Source organism: Streptomyces shenzhenensis, assembly GCF_021462265.1.
GTDB classification, from domain to species: Bacteria; Actinomycetota; Actinomycetes; order Streptomycetales; family Streptomycetaceae; genus Streptomyces; species Streptomyces shenzhenensis.
On record NZ_JAJONF010000009.1, the window covers coordinates 230,932 to 247,025 of the forward strand.

The following is a 16,094-nucleotide window of genomic DNA, read 5'->3' on the forward strand; positions in this document are numbered from 1 at the left end:
AGCGAACCGGACCGGCCCGCGCCGCGTCCTCCATGGTCGAAGCCCACAGGAAGAACGAGGGGGAAGAAGCGTATGCGGATCCGCCGACCGCGACTGCCGCGGACCCGCGCCGGCCGGCGGCGCCTGGTGCAGGTCGTGATGGCCGGATGCGTGCTGGCGCTGCTGCCGGCCACCTGGCTGTACATCTCGACGGCCGGCCGGCTGCGCACCCTGGCGGACGTGCCGCGCACCGACGTCGCGGTCGTCTTCGGCGCGGGCCTGTGGGACGGCGAGCCGTCGCCGTACCTCGCGAACCGCCTGAACGCGGCGGCGACGCTGTACAAGGAGGGCCGGGTCAGGGTGGTTCTCGTCACCGGCGACAACAGCCGCGAGGACTACGACGAGCCGGACGCCATGCGCACCTACCTGACCGAGCACGGCGTCCCCGCCCGGCGCGTCGTCAGCGACTACGCCGGCTTCGACACCTGGGACTCCTGCGTCCGCGCGAAGAAGATCTTCGGCGTGCACCGGGCCGTGCTGATCAGCCAGGAGTTCCACATCCGGCGGGCGGTGGCGCTGTGCGAGGCGGCGGGCGTGGCGTCCTACGGGGTCGGGGTCGACGCCAAGCACGATGTGACCTGGTACTACGGGGGCACGCGGGAGGTCTTCGCGGCGGGCAAGGCGGCCCTCGACGTGGTCTTCGAGCCGGACCCCCGCTTCCTGGGCAGGAAGGAACCGGGGGTGGCCAGGGCCCTGGCCGCGGCGCCGCGTTAGGGGCTGTCCGGCGGATCAAGTCGCAGGAGAGCAGCGGTGGCTGCCGCCCGAGGTGAGCGGGGCATGGGGTTTCTCCCGCGCGAGTCCGTTCGAGCGTGGGGGAGCGTCCGGCTGCAAGGCGGAGGAGACGTAGCCGATCAGCCTCCCCCACGCTCGAACACGCTCGCGCGGGGGCGCCCCCCTCGCGGCGGGCGACACGGGTCCCGCAGGGGACGTGACGCGGCGGAAGGACGCCGGGTGCCGTGGAGATCGCCTCGGCGCCCACCCGCCCCCGTGCGGCACCCCGCGGTACGGGACGGCTCCGTCCGCCCCGGCCCGCCGGGGGCGTCGAGGTCTCCGGCCCCTCCCCCTCGGTCAGCGGTGGGCCGGCCAGTCGCCGCCGGCGACGCGCCGCCCGTCGGCGCGCAGCTTCTCGGCCACGGCGGGCCCGGCGACGTACACCCAGGCCCGGACGGCCACCCCGTCCCGCAGCCGTACGACGTCTCGCGCGACGCGTACGTACAGGCTCGCCGGGTCCTCGGGCACGCACTCCTCCAGCTCGTCGAGTTCCAGGAGAAGCCGGTCGTACGACTCGGGACGCACGGTGACGAGTTCACCGCGGACCGCCCCCGCCCCGGGCTCCTCGACGGCGTAGGGATAGCCGGGCCCGTCGTAGAGCACCGCCCCGTCGAGGCGGCCGGGTTCCTCCGATTCCGTCCGCCCCCGCAGGCAGTCGTGGTTGGCCTCGCCGGAGCGGAGCGTGCCGTAGACGAAGAACGGGAGGTGGTGGGGGTTCCGGGTGATCACAGGAAGGATTCTGTACCCCCACCGCCTCCACCCACATCTCCATGGAGGCGCTATGGACATGACATGTCATGGCCTCTTAAATCTCTGTCGTCATCAGCGCCACCCCCACGCCTTCGAGGCGCACCTCCAAGGAGACCGATGAACCGGACACGGAACACCCGAGCCTCCCGTCTCGCCACGGCCGGCGTCGCCGTCACCACCGCGACCCTGCTGGCCGCCGCCCTCTCCCCCGCCGCCCACGCCGACACGAGACCGACCCGGGCCGCCGCGATCGAGAACGCGGCGCAGGCACTCCTCCAGCACGCCACCGCCCTGGGCCTCACGTCCGCCGAGGGCACCTCGGTCCGCGACGTGATCGTGGACAAGAACGGCACCCAGCACGTCCGTTACGACCGCACCTACCGCCGGCTCCCGGTCCTGGGCGGCGACTTCGTCGTCCATCTCAAGGCGGACGGCGCGTACCGCGGCGCCGACCGGGCGACCCGGAGCAAGATATCCCTCGCCTCGACCGTCCCGAACGTCTCCGCCCCGAAGGCCGCCGACCTCGCGGTGAACGCGCTGCGGGCGGCGAACCTCGGCGACGCGCTGAAGCAGGTGCGGGCCAAGCCGGAGCTGGTCGTCGACGCCCTGCACGGCACCCCGAGGCTGGCCTGGCGCACCAACGCCGTCGGCAAGGACTCGCTCGGCAACCCGGTCGCCCGCACGGTGCTGACGGACGCCCGCAGCGGCGCCCAGATCGACGCCTGGGACAGCATCGAGACGGCGACCGGCGACGGCAAGTCGCTGTACAGCGGCACGGTCCCGCTGGAGACGACCCTCTCCGGTTCGACGTACAACCTCACGGACCCGACGCGCGGCAACACGTTCACCGGGGACGCGGCCAACAAGACCGACCTGTGCATCTTCGGCATCTGCATCAGCCGGGCGCCGAACACGGTCTTCACGGACGCCGACAACCACTGGGGCACCGGCGCCACTTCGGACCGCTCCTCGGCGGCCGTCGACGCCCAGTACGGCACCAACGAGACCTGGGACTACTACAAGAACGTCCACGGCCGCAACGGCATCGCCGGCGACGGCAAGGGCTCGTACAACCGCGTCCACTACGGCAACAACTACAACAACGCCTTCTGGGACGACAGCTGCTTCTGCATGACCTACGGCGACGGGGACGGGACGACCTTCGGCCCGCTGGTGGCGCTGGACGTGGCGGGCCACGAGATGACGCACGGGGTCACCTCCAAGACGGCGGCGCTGACCTACTCGGGTGAGTCCGGCGGCCTGAACGAGGCGACCTCCGACATCCTCGGCACGCTGGTGGAGTGGTACGCGAACAACTCCTCCGACCCGGGTGACTACCTGATCGGCGAGGAGATCGTCCGCTCCGGCTTCGGCAAGACGGCACTGCGGTACATGGACCAGCCGTCGAAGGACGGGAGTTCGGCGGACTACTGGAGTTCGTCGGTGGGCAATCTGGACGTCCACTACTCGTCCGGCGTCGCGAACCACTTCGCGTACCTCCTCGCCGAGGGCAGCGGCGCCAAGACCATCAACGGCGTGAGCTACAACTCCCCGACGTACAACGGCTCGACGGTCACCGGCATCGGCCGCGACAAGCTGGGCGCGATCTGGTACCGCGCGCTGACCGTCTACATGACGTCCTCGACGAACTACGCGGGCGCCCGCACGGCGACCCTCAACGCCGCGAAGGACCTGTACGGCGCCGGCAGCACCGAGTACAACGCGGTGGCGGCGGCGTGGAGCGCGGTGAACGTGAACTGAGCGACGGCTCGGACACATGAGGGCGGCCGCCCCGGTTTCCCGGCGAACGAACCGGGGCGGCCGCACCCCGTCCCGGACAATGGTGAACACGGTGAACACCGCGTATTCGATGAATACGGCCGATATGGCGAATGCGGCCAATACGGCGAATACGCGGAATTCAAGGAGCAGCCGGGGACAGCCGAGGACACCGGGGGCAGCCAAGGACAGCCGGGGCATTCATCCGGCGCCGTGAGCAGATTTCATGACGGAGATGTGCGATTTCCGTGACGGTCCGCCGAATTCCGCAACCAGGTTGTCCTGACATGCCCTTGCGGCATTTTCCCGCGTGCACTAACTAGATAAAGCATGAACTTGTTCAGCCGCCCCCACACCTCCCGGCGCACCCCCACGGCCCCGTCCCGCCCCTCGCCGGCACCCTCCTCCCCCACCTCCGCGCCCCTCCTCCTCGACCCGGCACTCGCCGCCCTCACCGGCGAATGGATCATCGACCCGGCGCACAGCAGAATCGGCTTCTCGGTCCGGCACGCGATGGTGACGACGGTCCGCGGGGCCTTCACCGAGTACAAGAGCCGCCTCTACTTCGACGGCCGCGACCCGTCCCGCTCGCAGGCGGAGATCGTGCTGTCCACGGGCAGCGTCGACACGGGCGTGGAACAGCGGGACGCCCACCTGGTCGGCCGCGACTTCCTGGACGCCGCGACCCACCCGCGCATGCGCTTCCGGAGCACGGCGGTGCGCCTGAAAGCGCCGGACGTCTACGTCATGACCGGCGACCTGACCATCAAGAGCACGACACGCCCGGTGGACCTGGAACTCACCTACATAGGCAACGTCACCGACCCCTTCGGCTACCAGCGCGCCGGCTTCGACGGCACCACCACCATCAACCGCATGGACTGGGGTCTGTCCTACAACTCCCGCCTGGCGGAGGGCGGCGCGATGGTGAGCGAGACGGTGCGGCTGCAGTTCGACATCGCGGCGATCCGGACGGCGCCGGAGAGAGGCTGAGGTGACCCGCGCTTCTCGGCAGTGCGGCTCGGTCACGGCGTATGCGCGCAGCCGACGCCGACGCCGACGCCGAACTCCGGTCGCTCTCCGCGGAGACACCTTCTGAACATCGCCGCAGAACGGAGTTCGCCGTGTCGCGGAACACCGAGAAGCGCGCTGACGCCAGGGCCGACGGAGCAGCCGCGGTGGGCGGAGGTCAGGACAGCTGCTTGAGCAGGGCGCGGGTCTCGGCGACGACGCGGTCCTGGAAGGCACTGTCGCGCACCTGGGCGGAGCCGAGCATGGGGTTGCCTTTCTCGTCGTGGTAAACGCCGGTGCGGTTCGAGGTGTCGGTGAGCACGCCGGTGATCATGCGGGCGGCGCGCTTGGGTGTGCTGCCGCCCGGCATGAGCGGCGCCAGTGGACCGAAGACGTAGGTCGCGAGCAGCCTCAGGACCGGGTTGGCGTCGCGGCCGAGGCCGGTGCCGGGGTTGAAGCCGGGTTCGACGGCGTTGAACCGCAGACGGGGGGTCTCGCGGGCGAGAGCGAGGACGGTGGCGAGGTTGGCCTGCTTGGAGGTGGCGTACGCGTCGTAACCGGGCTTGGCCGAGCCGCCGGGCTTCCAGCGGCCGTGCAGGCTGTCTTCGGCGGACAGATAGCGGGCACCGCGGAATCCGGCGGCGACGGCAGGCCCCCGTTCGGGGTCTTCGACGGCCGAGCAGGTGAAGACGACGTTCGCGCCGTCGGGCAGGTGCGGGATCAGGGCCTGGGTGAAGGCGAACGGGCCGAGATGGTTGGTCGTGAACGCCAGATCCCACCCCTGGGCGGTGGTGCTCGTCGCGGTGGACATGATGCCTGCGTTGTTGAGCAGCCCGGCGACGGGCAGGCCGAGGGCAGCGATCTCCTCGGCGGCACGCTGCGCCCCGGCCAGGTCCGAGAAGTCGCAGACGACGGAGAGTGCGTGCCCTGCGGGCAGGGCGTTGATCTCCTTCTCGACGTCCTTGAGCCTGGCCGGGCTGCGGCCGACCAGGACGAGGGTGCCGTACGGGGCCATTTCCAGGGCGGTGCGGTGGCCGATGCCGGAGGTGGGGCCGGTGATGATCCATGCCTTGCGAGGCCGGGTGGTCATGGTGACGAGCCCTTCTGGTGCGGTGGGAGTGGAGGTCGCGGGTCAGGTGTCGGCCAGCACCCTCCACAGGGCTTCGAACGCGGTGTCGGCGTTGGCGCCGGCCCGGTCGGGGTCTCGGATCATCTCGTCGATCGCGGCCTCGGCCAGGGCGTTGGCCAGAGTGAGGACGAAGCCGAGCGGCACGTCGGCCATCGGTCCGCCGATGCGGGCGCGCTCCAGCAGGTCCGCGATCCCGGCCGAGGCGAGACCCACCTGCTCGTGGCTCTCAGCGGTGATGTCGTCCGCGACCTGGAGCTGGGCCAGGGCCCGGCGCTTGGCGGGATGGTCGATCGCCCAGCGCGCCCAGCGCGTCCACATGTGGCGGACCTGCTCGCGCGCGCCGCTGTCCGGCGCGAGACCTGCCACGGCCGCTTCCGCCATCTCGGTCTTGAGCCGGACGTACAGCTCGTTCAGGAGCCCCGCTTTGGTGTCGAAGTACGTGAACAGGGAACCGTTGGAGACTCCGGCCTCCTTCGCGATCACCGCGGTGGACGCCGCCCCGATCCCCTGAGAGGCGATGACGCGCGTTGCCGCCGACAGGATCGCGAGGCGGCGCTCCTCACTTCGTGGTCTGGCCATACCCTCACATTATAAGAGAGTGTCCAGTCACTCAATACTTTGCCCCACATCCCCTCGTGCGCCGCTCCAGGCGCGACGGGCGTCGAGAAGACCGCCGAACCCGCCCTGGACGAGCGGGAGTCGCCGCCCTTCCTCCGCAAGCCGCGCGTGGAGCCTCCGCAAGCCGCGCGTGGAGCCGTGCACCGGCAGGGTCCGAGTACCGCAAGTCCGGCTACAGCGAGCCGTCCTGGGAGGTCACCAGTACAGGAGCCAGCGTCCGTCGCACCACACCCCGTGCCCCTGCAGGGTGAGCCGCTCGTCATCGGGTTCGACTCCGGGACTGGGGGCGATCTGGTGCAACGTGTGACCGGAATGGATCACCATCCGCCCGATCTCGTAGGGGACGTACTGCATGGTGTGGAAGCGCTTCAGGTCGGCGGCGTCCTCGACCCAGCCCTTCTCCAGCGCGTGACGGAACTCCTCGTAGCCGGCGTCCCAGATGTTCAGGCCCCCGCCGGCGGCCGGCAGCCGGACGGCGAGGGTGAAGGAGAGCAGCCGTGTCAGGTCGGCCTCCGGGGGCCAGGTGAGGGACCTGTACTGCATGTCGAAGTGCACGGACGCCTTCGGCTTGGTGAACACCGCGGCGGACAGCCAGACATGGAAGCCGGGCAGGGCGAAGTGCGCAGGGTAGTGGACCGGGGCGCCGAGGTGGTGCCCGAGGATCTCCTCCAGTCGTGTGTACAGCCAGCCGAAGGACTCCCACAGCACCGGCCTGGAAGCGTCGGCCCGCTTCCGGTAGTCGCCGCCCTCCGGCTTCCCGGCGAGGTCGAGGTAGCTGGGCGCGCCCAGGGTGAAGAAAGAGAACGGGGGCGAGCCGCGCGGAATCCAGTGCCCGCGCAGGTCGTGCACGGTGTCGCGCAGCGCGGCGCTCTCCGCCTCGGTGAGCACGGTCAGTCTGTCGAACACGAGCGCCCGCCTTGCAGAAGTTCGAGGAGTGAGGTGGTGATGCCACCGCCGAGACGCCGGTCGTACCAGTCGTACGCGGGCATCGGGTTGGCTTCGAGACACCAGTGGGTGCCGTCCCCGGCGACCTTGAAGTCCCAGCCGGCGAAGGACATGCCCAGGTCCGCGGTGTGGCGGACCAGCCGCTGGGCGAGCGGTCCGGGCAGCTCACAGGGCTGGAAAACGGCTTCGGGGTCGGTTCGGTAGTCCACGGCCCGGGAGGTGATCTCCTCGGCGTGCACCTGACTGCCGACCACATGGGCGCGGATGTCCCGGCCCTCGACATAACGCTGCAGATGCACCGGTCCCTGCCCGGGGTCGAAGCCGGCGAGATCGCCCGGGGCGAGGAGCCGGCTGTCGGCGCGTACGCCGGATACCGCCTTGACGAGAGTGGGCCCGGCCTCGGCGAAGGCCCGCAGCCGCCGCGGCGACGAACTGGTGACACTGGCGGGGACCTTGAACCCCGCCCTGGCCAGGGACATCTCGTGCAGTGGCTTGGACCCGTTGTCGGAACGGACCGAGGGCCGGTTGACGACCAGCCCCGGGATGTCGTCCAGCCAGGCCGTGAGGGCTGTCGTGAGCCAGCGCCAGCGCAGGGCCCGCTCCCGGTCCTCCTGCAGGGCCGACAGGTCGGTGATCCGGCAGTAGTAGGCGCCTTCGGGATCAAGGGCGTGGCCGCCGAGCCGGGCCAGACGCTGTCCGCCCATGGTCAGCTGCCAGTCGCCATGCTCCACCGCGTGCCGCAGATCGACGGTCTCCACCGCTACGCCACGGCTCTCGGCGATGCCCGTGAAGTGGGAGATGGTCCGTTCGGAAGCGAGTCCGACGGCGTAGATCATGGAAAGAGAACCTTCAGCAGTTGGGGACCGAACCCGAGCCAGACCATGCGCAGCTGTTCCACGTCGGGGAACGGCTCGACCATGACCGGCTTCGCCGAGGTGAGGTCGGGGGATATCCGCCAGACCACGGCGGCCAGGTCGAGGCCGAGCCGCGCGACGATGTCCGTGCTGCGCTCTTCCAGGCGCAGCCGGTCCAGTTCGACGGCGCTGGAGGGCCATGCGTGGTCCCTGAGGACCACCACGTTCTCGAAGAGGGGGTCGGGGGCCGACCATCTCGCACGGAACGGACCGGAGCCGCCCGACCGCTCGGGCCAGGGCACCGTGGTCCACGAGGCCAGGTCCTGCACCCACCACTGGGTGCTCTCGGCCTCCGCAGGTCCGACGGGCTCGGGAGGCCGGGAGGAGAACACCTCGACCGACCCGCCCGGCAGTCCGGCCCGCAGTTCGGTCAGGGCCGCCGACGCGGAGACACGGGTACCGAGGCCTCCCGGCCCGGGGCGGTTGATCACGGGAGCCGGAGTCAGGGCGGCAACGGCCCACAGGTGCGCCAGGCACTCGTTGAACTGGAACTCGGCGTCGAAACTGATCCTTCGCAGAGGTGGGGAGGGAAGCCGGAGAATCATCGGCACCGCCGGCTCGACCACCGCCACCGAGTCCTCCACGGTGACGGTGAACAACTGTGCCGCGTCGAACACATCCAGGATCACCGCCTCGTGCCCGCTGTCCTCCACGAAGTCCCGGATCTCGGCCGCCACCGCGTCCTCGGGGTCGGCGACGACGACCAGCCCGGAGGAATCGGAGGCCGACGCCTCAGATGACGACACCCCGCCCCCTCAGCAGCCGGTTGACGCGAGAGGAGCGCAACTCCGCCGCGGTCTCCTCTTCTTCGGTCAGAGGATGCGCCCGGTCCGCGGGCGCCTGCGGCATTCCGGCAGAGGGGAGGGCGGCAGGCTCGAACCGCTGCCGGACGAAGCCGTCGGGGCCGGACGGCGCCATGGCCCAGTCGGAGCCCTCCTTGTCGTCCTTACCGTCTTTATGGTCCTTGCCGTCTTTATCGTCCTTACCGTCCTTGTGGTCCTTGCCGTCCTTACCGTCCTTGTGATCCTTGTGGTCCTTGCCGTCTTTACCGTCCTTGTAGTCCTTGCTGTCCTTTCCTTCTTTTTCGTCCTTGCCGTCCTTGGAGTCCTTGCCCTCCTTGGATTCTTTGCCGTCCTTGGAGTCCTTGCCTTCCTTGGATTCCTTGACGTCCTTGCCCCTCTTCCTGCGCCGCCGCTCTCCCGCGGTCATCTCCGCACCCGGGAAGACCAGGCCCTGTTGCGGGGCCGCCCACAGCCTGCCCGTGACATCACGCCGTTCGGCAGCGGATAAGAACGGGCGCACCCGAGACTCGTCGATGGTCCACGTCACATCGGTTCACCGTCTTCCGGAAGTCGAGGATCGGGTGAGAGACGTCAAGCGTTCCACGGCGGTTGACGCGTGTCCACGGGCAGCAACCCGGGGACAAGCGAGCGAGAACGTCACCCCGTTCAGCAGCTTCTCCACCCGCCGCACCACAGGCCACGCATGCCGTCGGCGACAGAACGCCGCCCCGGCCGAACGAGGGTCCGCCTCCCCCGCCACCCTCGACCGCCGAGGGTCACCCACGCTGGACAAACCAGGACAGAGAGAGCAGTTCCGGGCCTGATGCCGCCTCTCGCCCACCCACAGGACGATCCGGCCCCGCGTGACCACATCCGCGCCTCTCCTCAAGTGAATCTCAAGTCGTCTTCGAGAAGGAGGCCTGCGCGGGGCCGCGGCATCCCGCCTACGCGTCCACGCCGGGGAGGCGGCGGCGCAGGGGCGAGGGCACGCCGGAAGGCGAGGTTCCGGTACCCGCCGACGCGGCCCTCGGCGGTCCGGCGCTGCGGCCGACACGGTCACAGGGGGCCGCCGCGGCCGGGAGGTCACCCGTTCACTCCCCCCGCCCCCACCATTCGTGTGTTCTTCATACCGGTGCCCGTGCAACCCCTTTGACCTGCCCGAATTCCCTCTCAACGGGCGTCGCGATCCCCCGCCGTGACACCCGTTCACCGCAAAACTGACGGTGTCTCAGGGAGCGGGGCCGGGCGGTTGGCTTTTACCTCGGTAGAGCAAGGAAGTGGACGACCTCGACCGAGGGAGCACCATGCGACGCACCGCCCGTCTGCTGACCGGGACCGCGCTGGCCGTGGCCACCGCCGGACTCGCCGTCGCGCCGGCGTACGGCGGCGGCACCGGCAGCCTCGACGTGTACCCGTCGACCGCGGCGGCGGGCGCTCAGGTCACCGTGAACACGGCGGCGTGCGGCGAGAAGGGCACGGCGGTCGGGGACGCCAGTTCGGTCGGCGCCGGCCAGTTCACCCTTGCGCCCAGTACGCACGAGGGCGAGGCGATCGGGCAGTTCCAGGTGCCCGCGAGCGCGCAACCGGGGACGTACGAGATCGTCGCGAAGTGCGCCGAGGGGAACCGGCAGGTGACCGGGGACCTGGTGGTGGCACTGGCGCCGGCCGCGGGGCAGGTGCAGCCCCACGGCAGTGTGAAGACGGGGGTCGGTGGCGCTCTTGGCTCCGACCCCGTGCAGACCGCGGCGGGCGTGACGGCTCTGGCCGTCGCCGCCGCGGGCGGTACCTGGCTCCTGCATCGCCGGGCGAGAGGCGATGTGATCTGACGGACACCCTCCGCTGTCCGTCCGCCGGTACCGCACATCCCACCCCCTCCGGGTCCGACGCCCCTCGCGGCCCGGAGGGGGTAGGGGGTCACCTCAAGGCGACCCCGACGAGACCTCAAGGACCTCAAGGACCTGAAGACCTGAAGACCTGAAGGAGAGGGGACAGGGGGTTCACATGCGCAGGATCGGGGATGCCGCGATAGCCGCCGTATCCGTCACAGCCCTCTGCTCCGGCGTGTGGCTGCTCGGCCCCGGCAGCGGACCCCGCACTCCGCCGCCCCAGCCGTCCGCCGCCGAGGGCCGCCCCGACCCCGGCGAGGAACGCCTCGAAGCCCCCGCGCTGCCCCCCTCCCCGCCCACCCGCATCCGCATCCCCGCCATCCGCGTGAACGCCCCCCTCATGGGCCTCGCCCTCACCCCCACCGGCAGCCTCGACGTCCCGCCCGCCGCGAAGAAGAACCTCGCCGGCTGGTACGAGGCCGGCACCACCCCCGGCGAGATCGGCACCGCGATCGTCGCCGGGCACGTCGACAACACCGAGGGCCCCGCCGTCTTCTACGACCTCGGCGCCCTCAAGCGCGGCGCGACCATCGAGGTGGACCGGCAGGACAGGAGCGTCGCCGTGTTCAGCGTCGACGCGGTGGAGGTCTACCAGGCCCGCGACTTCCCCGACGAGAAGGTGTACGGTGCCGCGAAACGCCCCGAGCTCCGGGTCATCACCTGCGGCGGCGGCTACTCGCGCACGACCGGATACCAGGGGAACGTCGTCGTCTTCGCCCACCTGACCGGCAGCCACTGACGACGGGACCGTCAGCCTCGGCAGCCGCCGGTCGTCCCGCGGCCCGAGGAGACGACGTACGCCGGCTCGACGCACGAGGTCGCCTTGACCGGTCGACGTACCAGGTCGACGTACGACGCCGAGGTACGAGGTACGAGACCGGCGTATGAGGCCGGCGTACGACGTCGAGGGCGACGTACACAACCGCTCCCCCGCGCAACCGCCCCACCGCCGCCCCGCGTTTCCGGCTCCTCACAGTCCGCGCCGCCCCTCCCCCGGACCCCTCACACCCGTCCCCCTCCGCCGAAGAGGGCAGCGTTCCTCACGGGAAACAGCGGTGATGCGGCCGGGTAACGTCGGCCCCGCACGCTCCTGGGTATGACCTCGAATACGCGTGTGGTGGTGATCGGCGCCGGCCGGACGGGCACCCGTGCCGTACGTCCCGCCCGTCCCACCCGGCGGTCCGGCGTGCTCGCCCGCATCTCCGTGACGCCCGTGCCGCAGGTGGGGTCCGGGACCGCCGGGACGCACGCGATGTCCGGGACGCACGTGACGCTGGGGACGCCGGTGCCGCCCGTCTGCGACGAGGAGCACCGCCGGTCCGGCCGGGCGCACCGCGCCGGGCGGCCGGCCGGCCGCCGCCACGCCCCCGAGGTGACCGCGCGGACCGCCGGCCGCGCGGACGGCACGGCGATCGCATACGACACGCCGGCCCCGGCCACCGGCTGCCACCCCCGCCACCCCGTGCTCCCGGCGCCGCGCCGCCCGTTCCCCCCGCTGCGCCAGTTGCTCACCAACGATGGAGGCTCCTGATGACCACCACCCCCGGGGCCGCCCCCACGCTCGTGCTCGTCGGTCACGGCATGGTCGGCCAGCGCTTCCTCGAAGCCCTCGCCGAGCGCGGTCTGACCGCCACGCACCGCGTGGTCGTGCTGTGCGAGGAGCCCCGTCCCGCGTACGACCGCGTCGCCCTCACCTCGTACTTCTCGGGCAGGACCCCCGACGAACTGTCCATGACCGACATGGAGTTCATCGACGCGCACGGCATCGAGCTGTACCTGGGCGACCCGGCGGAGACCATCGACCGCGCGGCGCGGACGGTGACGGCCAGGTCCGGCGAGGTCTTCGCGTACGACACGCTCGTGCTCGCCACCGGCTCGTACCCGTTCGTGCCGCCGGTCCCCAACAAGGACGCGACCGGTTGCTTCGTCTACCGCACGATCGAGGACCTGCTCGCGATCGAGGAGTACGCGAGGACGGCATCGACCGGTGCCGTGGTCGGCGGCGGACTGCTCGGCCTGGAGGCGGCCGGCGCGCTGAAGGGGCTCGGACTCACCTCCCACATCGTGGAGTTCGCGCCGCGGCTGATGCCGGTGCAGGTGGACGAGGGCGGTGGCGCGGCCCTGCTGCGCACCATCGAGGAGATGGGCCTGACGGTCCACACGGGCGTCGGCACGCAGGAGATCACGGTCGGCTCCGACGGCGCCGTCACGGGCATGAAGCTGTCTGACGGCTCCGAACTCGCCACCGATCTGGTGGTGTTCAGCGCCGGTGTCCGGCCGCGGGACCAGCTCGCCCGGGACTGCGGTCTGACGGTCGGCGAGCGCGGTGGCATCACCGTCGACGAGCAGTGCCGTACGGTCACCGACCCGCACGTGTTCGCGATCGGCGAGTGCGCGCTGGCGGCGGACGGCCGGGTGTACGGGCTGGTCGCGCCGGGTTACGAGCAGGCCGAGACGGCCGCGGCGGCCATCGCCGCCGACGAGGCCGAGCAGCGGACGTTCACCGGGGCCGACCTGTCCACCAAGCTGAAGCTGCTCGGCGTGGACGTGGCCTCCTTCGGGGACGCGCACGGCACGACCGAGGACTGCCTGGACGTCGTCTACTCCGACTCCCGTTCGGGCCTGTACAAGAAGCTGGTCATCGGCCGGGACGGCACCCTGCTCGGCGGCATCCTGGTCGGCGACGCGGACGCGTACGGCACCCTGAAGGCCTTCACCGGTTCGGTGCCGCCGGTCGCCCCCGAGTCGCTGGTGCTGCCGGCCGGTGCGAGCGGCGGCGCGCAGCTCGGCCCGTCCGCGCTGCCCGACGAGGCGGTCATCTGTTCCTGCCACAACGTCAGCAAGGGCACGATCCGCGGCGCGGTGACCGAGCACTCCTGCACCACCGTGCCGGAGGTGAAGAAGTGCACCAAGGCCGGTACCGGCTGCGGAAGTTGCCTCAAGGTGCTCGGGCAGCTGGTCACGGCGGAGCTGGAGGCGTCCGGCGTCGAGGTCGACAAGGGCCTGTGCGGCTGCTTCGCGCAGACCCGCGAGGAGCTGTACGAGATCGTCCTCGCGCTGCGCGTCAACACCTACCGGGACCTGCTCGACCGGTACGGCCGGGAGGGCGCCCGGGGCGGCGACGGCTGCGAGGTCTGCAAGCCGGCGGTGGCGTCGATCATCGCGTCCCTCGCCCCCGCGATCGGCGCGAGCGGTTACGTCCTGGACGGCGAACAGGCGGCCCTCCAGGACAGCAACGACCATTTCCTCGCCAACCTGCAGAAGAACGGCTCGTACTCGGTCGTCCCGCGCATCCCCGGCGGCGAGATCACCCCTGAGGGGCTGATCACGATCGGCGAGATCGCCCGCGACTTCGGCCTCTACACGAAGATCACCGGCGGCCAGCGCATCGACATGTTCGGCGCGCGGGTCGAGCAGCTCCCGCTGATCTGGATGCGGCTGGTGGACGCCGGCTTCGAGTCGGGCCACGCGTACGGAAAGGCGCTGCGGACCGTCAAGTCCTGTGTGGGGTCGACCTGGTGCCGTTACGGCGTCCAGGACTCGGTCCGGATGGCGATCGACCTGGAGCTGCGCTACCGGGGGCTCAGGTCGCCGCACAAGCTCAAGTCGGCGGTGTCGGGCTGCGCCCGCGAGTGCGCGGAGGCCCAGTCGAAGGACTTCGGCGTGATCGCCACCGCGGCCGGCTGGAACCTGTACGTCGGCGGCAACGGCGGCGCCACCCCGCGCCACGCGGACCTGCTCGCGCAGGACCTCTCCGACGCCGAACTGATCCGGCTGATCGACCGTTTCCTGATGTTCTACATCCGTACGGCCGACCGCCTGGAGCGCACGTCGACCTGGCTGGAGCGGATCCCGGGGGGCCTGGACCACGTCCGGGACGTGGTGGTCGAGGACTCCCTCGGTATCTGCGAGGAGCTGGAGTCGCTGATGGCGGCGCACGTCGCCCATTACGCGGACGAGTGGGCGTCGACCATCAACGACCCCGAGAAGCTCGCCCGGTTCGTGTCCTTCGTCAACGCCCCGGACACCCCCGACCCGGTCGTCGGTTTCGTGCCCGAGCGCGACCAGATGAAGCCCGACCTGCCGCTGCTGTCCATCGGCCTGCGCCGCGCGGACGACACGGCGGACGTCCTCCTGGAAGGAAGCACCCAGCGATGACCCTGGCACCCGAGACCACCGGCCTGAAGGTCCAGCTCCAGCTGGCGGACAGCTGGTTCACGGTCTGTGACCTGAGCCTGCTGACCCCCGGCCGGGGCGTGGCCGTACTGCTTGCGGACGGCCGCCAGGCCGCCGTCTTCCGCGACCGCTCCGACCGCCTCTACGCCATCGACAACCGTGACCCGTTCGGTGGCGCGGCGGTCCTCTCCCGCGGCCTGACCGGCACCCACCGGGGCCGCCCCTTCGTGGCCTCCCCGCTGCTGAAGCAGCGCTTCGACCTGGAGACCGGCGTGTGCCTGGACGACGAGACGGTACGGGTGGCGGCCTACGAGGTACGAGCGGCCTGAGCCGCCCCGCCGTCGCGTTAGGGTGCCGGGGTGATCGGCATTCCGGAGGCGCTGGTGCGGGGCACCATCGACCGCGAAGGTGACCGCGGCGCGGCATGGGTCGCCGAACTTCCGTCGGTGGTCGAGGAGTTGCTGGAGCGCTGGGATTGCGCACCCGACGGCGCGGTGATGCACGGCGGGGTGGGAGTGATCGTCCCCGTCCGGCAGGGGACCGGGCCCACCGCCCGCCCCCGCGTTCTCAAGGTGTCCTTCCCCCACCCCGGCAACGTCCATGAACCGGACGCGTTCGAGGCGTGGGCGGGCCGTGGCGCGGTCCGCCTCCACCGGCGCGACGACGCCCGCTTCGCCCTCCTCCTGGAGCGGGCCCACCGGTCGACGCTGGCGGCGCTGGAGCCCGCCGACGAGACGGTGATGACGATCGCGGGCCACCTGAGCCGCCGCCTCGCCGTCCCCGCCCCACCGGGCCTGCCCCGGCTGCGGGACCGCGCCGACGCGTGGGCGGCCCAGCTGCGCGCGGACGCCGCCGAACTGCCCCACACGTTGCCGCCCCGCGCAGTGGACGCGGCCGTCGCCACCGCCCGGGAACTGGGCCGGACCCAGCCGGACACCCTGGTCCACGGCGACCTGCACGCACGCAACATCCTGCGGGCGGACCGGGAGCCGTGGCTGGCGGTCGACCCGAAGGGCTGTGCGGGCGACCCGGCGTACGACGGCGGCACCCTCCTCAAGTCTCGCGCCCTGAACCTCATGCGGGCCGACGACCTCCCGAAGACGGCCCGCCGCCTCCTGGACGTCTTCGCCGAAGCGGCGGAACTCGACCCCGGACGCGTCCGCCGCTGGGCCCAGCTCCACGCCGTCCAGGCAGCGTTCTGGGGCCGCCGCCACGGCTTCCGCGTCGCACGCGCGGGCCCCCAGCTGGACCAGGTCACGGCAGTCGCCGACCGACTGGCCGCGTCACTGGTCGT

General features: G+C 71.2%; 16 protein-coding genes. 9 read left to right on the forward strand and 7 right to left on the reverse strand.

Annotation, left to right across the window (positions count from 1 at the left end; translation table 11 throughout):
• The first annotated feature begins 72 nt into the window (after positions 1-72).
• The gene (locus tag LQ326_RS15470) at positions 73-753 is read left to right on the forward strand and encodes a SanA/YdcF family protein (protein ID WP_234536858.1); all 681 of its coding nucleotides are present in this window, start codon (positions 73-75) and stop codon (positions 751-753) included.
• A 354-nt stretch (positions 754-1,107) separates the two neighbouring features.
• Here the strand turns inward: LQ326_RS15470 and LQ326_RS15475 are convergent, their stop codons facing one another.
• A complete protein-coding gene (locus LQ326_RS15475; RefSeq protein WP_234536860.1) occupies positions 1,108-1,539 on the reverse strand; it encodes a gamma-glutamylcyclotransferase family protein in 432 nt (143 codons plus the stop codon).
• Between the two features lie 138 nt (positions 1,540-1,677).
• On the opposite strand from LQ326_RS15475, the gene LQ326_RS15480 reads away from it, so the two are divergent.
• Both LQ326_RS15480 and LQ326_RS15485 read left to right on the forward strand, forming a co-directional pair.
• Entirely contained in the window at positions 1,678-3,321 is a 1,644-nt protein-coding gene (locus tag LQ326_RS15480) for a M4 family metallopeptidase (RefSeq protein WP_234536862.1), read from the forward strand.
• Between the two features lie 348 nt (positions 3,322-3,669).
• Positions 3,670-4,332: a YceI family protein gene (locus LQ326_RS15485; protein ID WP_234536864.1), complete on the forward strand. Its 663-nt coding sequence runs from the start codon at positions 3,670-3,672 to the stop codon at positions 4,330-4,332.
• 196 nt (positions 4,333-4,528) lie between these two features.
• Here LQ326_RS15485 and LQ326_RS47890 read toward each other — a convergent pair whose 3' ends face one another.
• The 6 genes from LQ326_RS47890 to LQ326_RS15520 all read right to left on the reverse strand — a co-directional run bounded on the left by LQ326_RS47890 (position 4,529) and on the right by LQ326_RS15520 (position 9,285).
• Positions 4,529-5,440, reverse strand: a complete 912-nt coding sequence (locus LQ326_RS47890; RefSeq protein ID WP_268207091.1) for an SDR family NAD(P)-dependent oxidoreductase — start codon at positions 5,438-5,440, stop codon at positions 4,529-4,531.
• Between the two features lie 42 nt (positions 5,441-5,482).
• Positions 5,483-6,058: a TetR/AcrR family transcriptional regulator gene (locus LQ326_RS15500; RefSeq protein WP_234536867.1), complete on the reverse strand. Its 576-nt coding sequence runs from the start codon at positions 6,056-6,058 to the stop codon at positions 5,483-5,485.
• A 234-nt stretch (positions 6,059-6,292) separates the two neighbouring features.
• Positions 6,293-7,003, reverse strand: coding sequence for a hypothetical protein (locus LQ326_RS15505; RefSeq protein WP_234536870.1), 711 nt, complete (start codon positions 7,001-7,003; stop codon positions 6,293-6,295).
• Positions 6,988-7,878 (reverse strand): ATP-grasp domain-containing protein, encoded by an 891-nt coding sequence (locus LQ326_RS15510; protein ID WP_234536872.1) that lies wholly within the window; start codon positions 7,876-7,878, stop codon positions 6,988-6,990. Before LQ326_RS15510 ends, LQ326_RS15505 begins: the two co-directional genes overlap by 16 nt.
• Positions 7,875-8,702 (reverse strand): hypothetical protein, encoded by an 828-nt coding sequence (locus LQ326_RS15515; RefSeq protein ID WP_234536874.1) that lies wholly within the window; start codon positions 8,700-8,702, stop codon positions 7,875-7,877. The genes LQ326_RS15510 and LQ326_RS15515 overlap by 4 nt, the downstream gene beginning before the upstream one ends.
• Entirely contained in the window at positions 8,689-9,285 is a 597-nt protein-coding gene (locus LQ326_RS15520; RefSeq protein WP_234536877.1) for a hypothetical protein, read from the reverse strand. The genes LQ326_RS15515 and LQ326_RS15520 overlap by 14 nt, the downstream gene beginning before the upstream one ends.
• Before the next feature lie 757 nt (positions 9,286-10,042).
• On the opposite strand from LQ326_RS15520, the gene LQ326_RS15525 reads away from it, so the two are divergent.
• The 6 genes from LQ326_RS15525 to LQ326_RS15550 all read left to right on the forward strand — a co-directional run.
• Positions 10,043-10,564, forward strand: coding sequence for a GVDTG sorting domain-containing protein (locus tag LQ326_RS15525; RefSeq protein WP_234536879.1), 522 nt, complete (start codon positions 10,043-10,045; stop codon positions 10,562-10,564).
• Positions 10,565-10,739: 175 nt separating this feature from the next.
• Positions 10,740-11,363, forward strand: coding sequence for a class F sortase (locus LQ326_RS15530; RefSeq protein WP_234536882.1), 624 nt, complete (start codon positions 10,740-10,742; stop codon positions 11,361-11,363).
• A 357-nt stretch (positions 11,364-11,720) separates the two neighbouring features.
• Positions 11,721-12,155: a hypothetical protein gene (locus LQ326_RS15535; protein WP_234536884.1), complete on the forward strand. Its 435-nt coding sequence runs from the start codon at positions 11,721-11,723 to the stop codon at positions 12,153-12,155.
• Positions 12,155-14,782, forward strand: a complete 2,628-nt coding sequence (nirB, locus tag LQ326_RS15540) for a nitrite reductase large subunit NirB (RefSeq protein WP_234536886.1) — start codon at positions 12,155-12,157, stop codon at positions 14,780-14,782. Before LQ326_RS15535 ends, nirB begins: the two co-directional genes overlap by 1 nt.
• Positions 14,779-15,129, forward strand: coding sequence for a nitrite reductase small subunit NirD (nirD, locus tag LQ326_RS15545; RefSeq protein ID WP_234536888.1), 351 nt, complete (start codon positions 14,779-14,781; stop codon positions 15,127-15,129). The genes nirB and nirD overlap by 4 nt, the downstream gene beginning before the upstream one ends.
• Before the next feature lie 30 nt (positions 15,130-15,159).
• On the forward strand, positions 15,160-16,094 hold a 935-nt coding region (locus LQ326_RS15550; RefSeq protein WP_234536891.1), incomplete at its 3' end, for an aminoglycoside phosphotransferase family protein.

What these genes read in the sequence shown, in the direction of transcription:
- LQ326_RS47890 (WP_268207091.1), bottom strand. Translation starts at nt 5,440, where the DNA reads ATGACCACCCGGCCTCGCAAGGCATGGATCATCACCGGCCCCACCTCC.
- LQ326_RS15480 (WP_234536862.1), top strand. Translation starts at nt 1,678, where the DNA reads ATGAACCGGACACGGAACACCCGAGCCTCCCGTCTCGCCACGGCCGGC.
- LQ326_RS15535 (WP_234536884.1), top strand. Translation starts at nt 11,721, where the DNA reads ATGACCTCGAATACGCGTGTGGTGGTGATCGGCGCCGGCCGGACGGGC.
- LQ326_RS15470 (WP_234536858.1), top strand. Translation starts at nt 73, where the DNA reads ATGCGGATCCGCCGACCGCGACTGCCGCGGACCCGCGCCGGCCGGCGG.
- LQ326_RS15500 (WP_234536867.1), bottom strand. Translation starts at nt 6,058, where the DNA reads ATGGCCAGACCACGAAGTGAGGAGCGCCGCCTCGCGATCCTGTCGGCG.
- LQ326_RS15525 (WP_234536879.1), top strand. Translation starts at nt 10,043, where the DNA reads ATGCGACGCACCGCCCGTCTGCTGACCGGGACCGCGCTGGCCGTGGCC.
- LQ326_RS15510 (WP_234536872.1), bottom strand. Translation starts at nt 7,878, where the DNA reads ATGATCTACGCCGTCGGACTCGCTTCCGAACGGACCATCTCCCACTTC.
- nirD (WP_234536888.1), top strand. Translation starts at nt 14,779, where the DNA reads ATGACCCTGGCACCCGAGACCACCGGCCTGAAGGTCCAGCTCCAGCTG.
- LQ326_RS15530 (WP_234536882.1), top strand. Translation starts at nt 10,740, where the DNA reads ATGCGCAGGATCGGGGATGCCGCGATAGCCGCCGTATCCGTCACAGCC.
- LQ326_RS15485 (WP_234536864.1), top strand. Translation starts at nt 3,670, where the DNA reads ATGAACTTGTTCAGCCGCCCCCACACCTCCCGGCGCACCCCCACGGCC.
- nirB (WP_234536886.1), top strand. Translation starts at nt 12,155, where the DNA reads ATGACCACCACCCCCGGGGCCGCCCCCACGCTCGTGCTCGTCGGTCAC.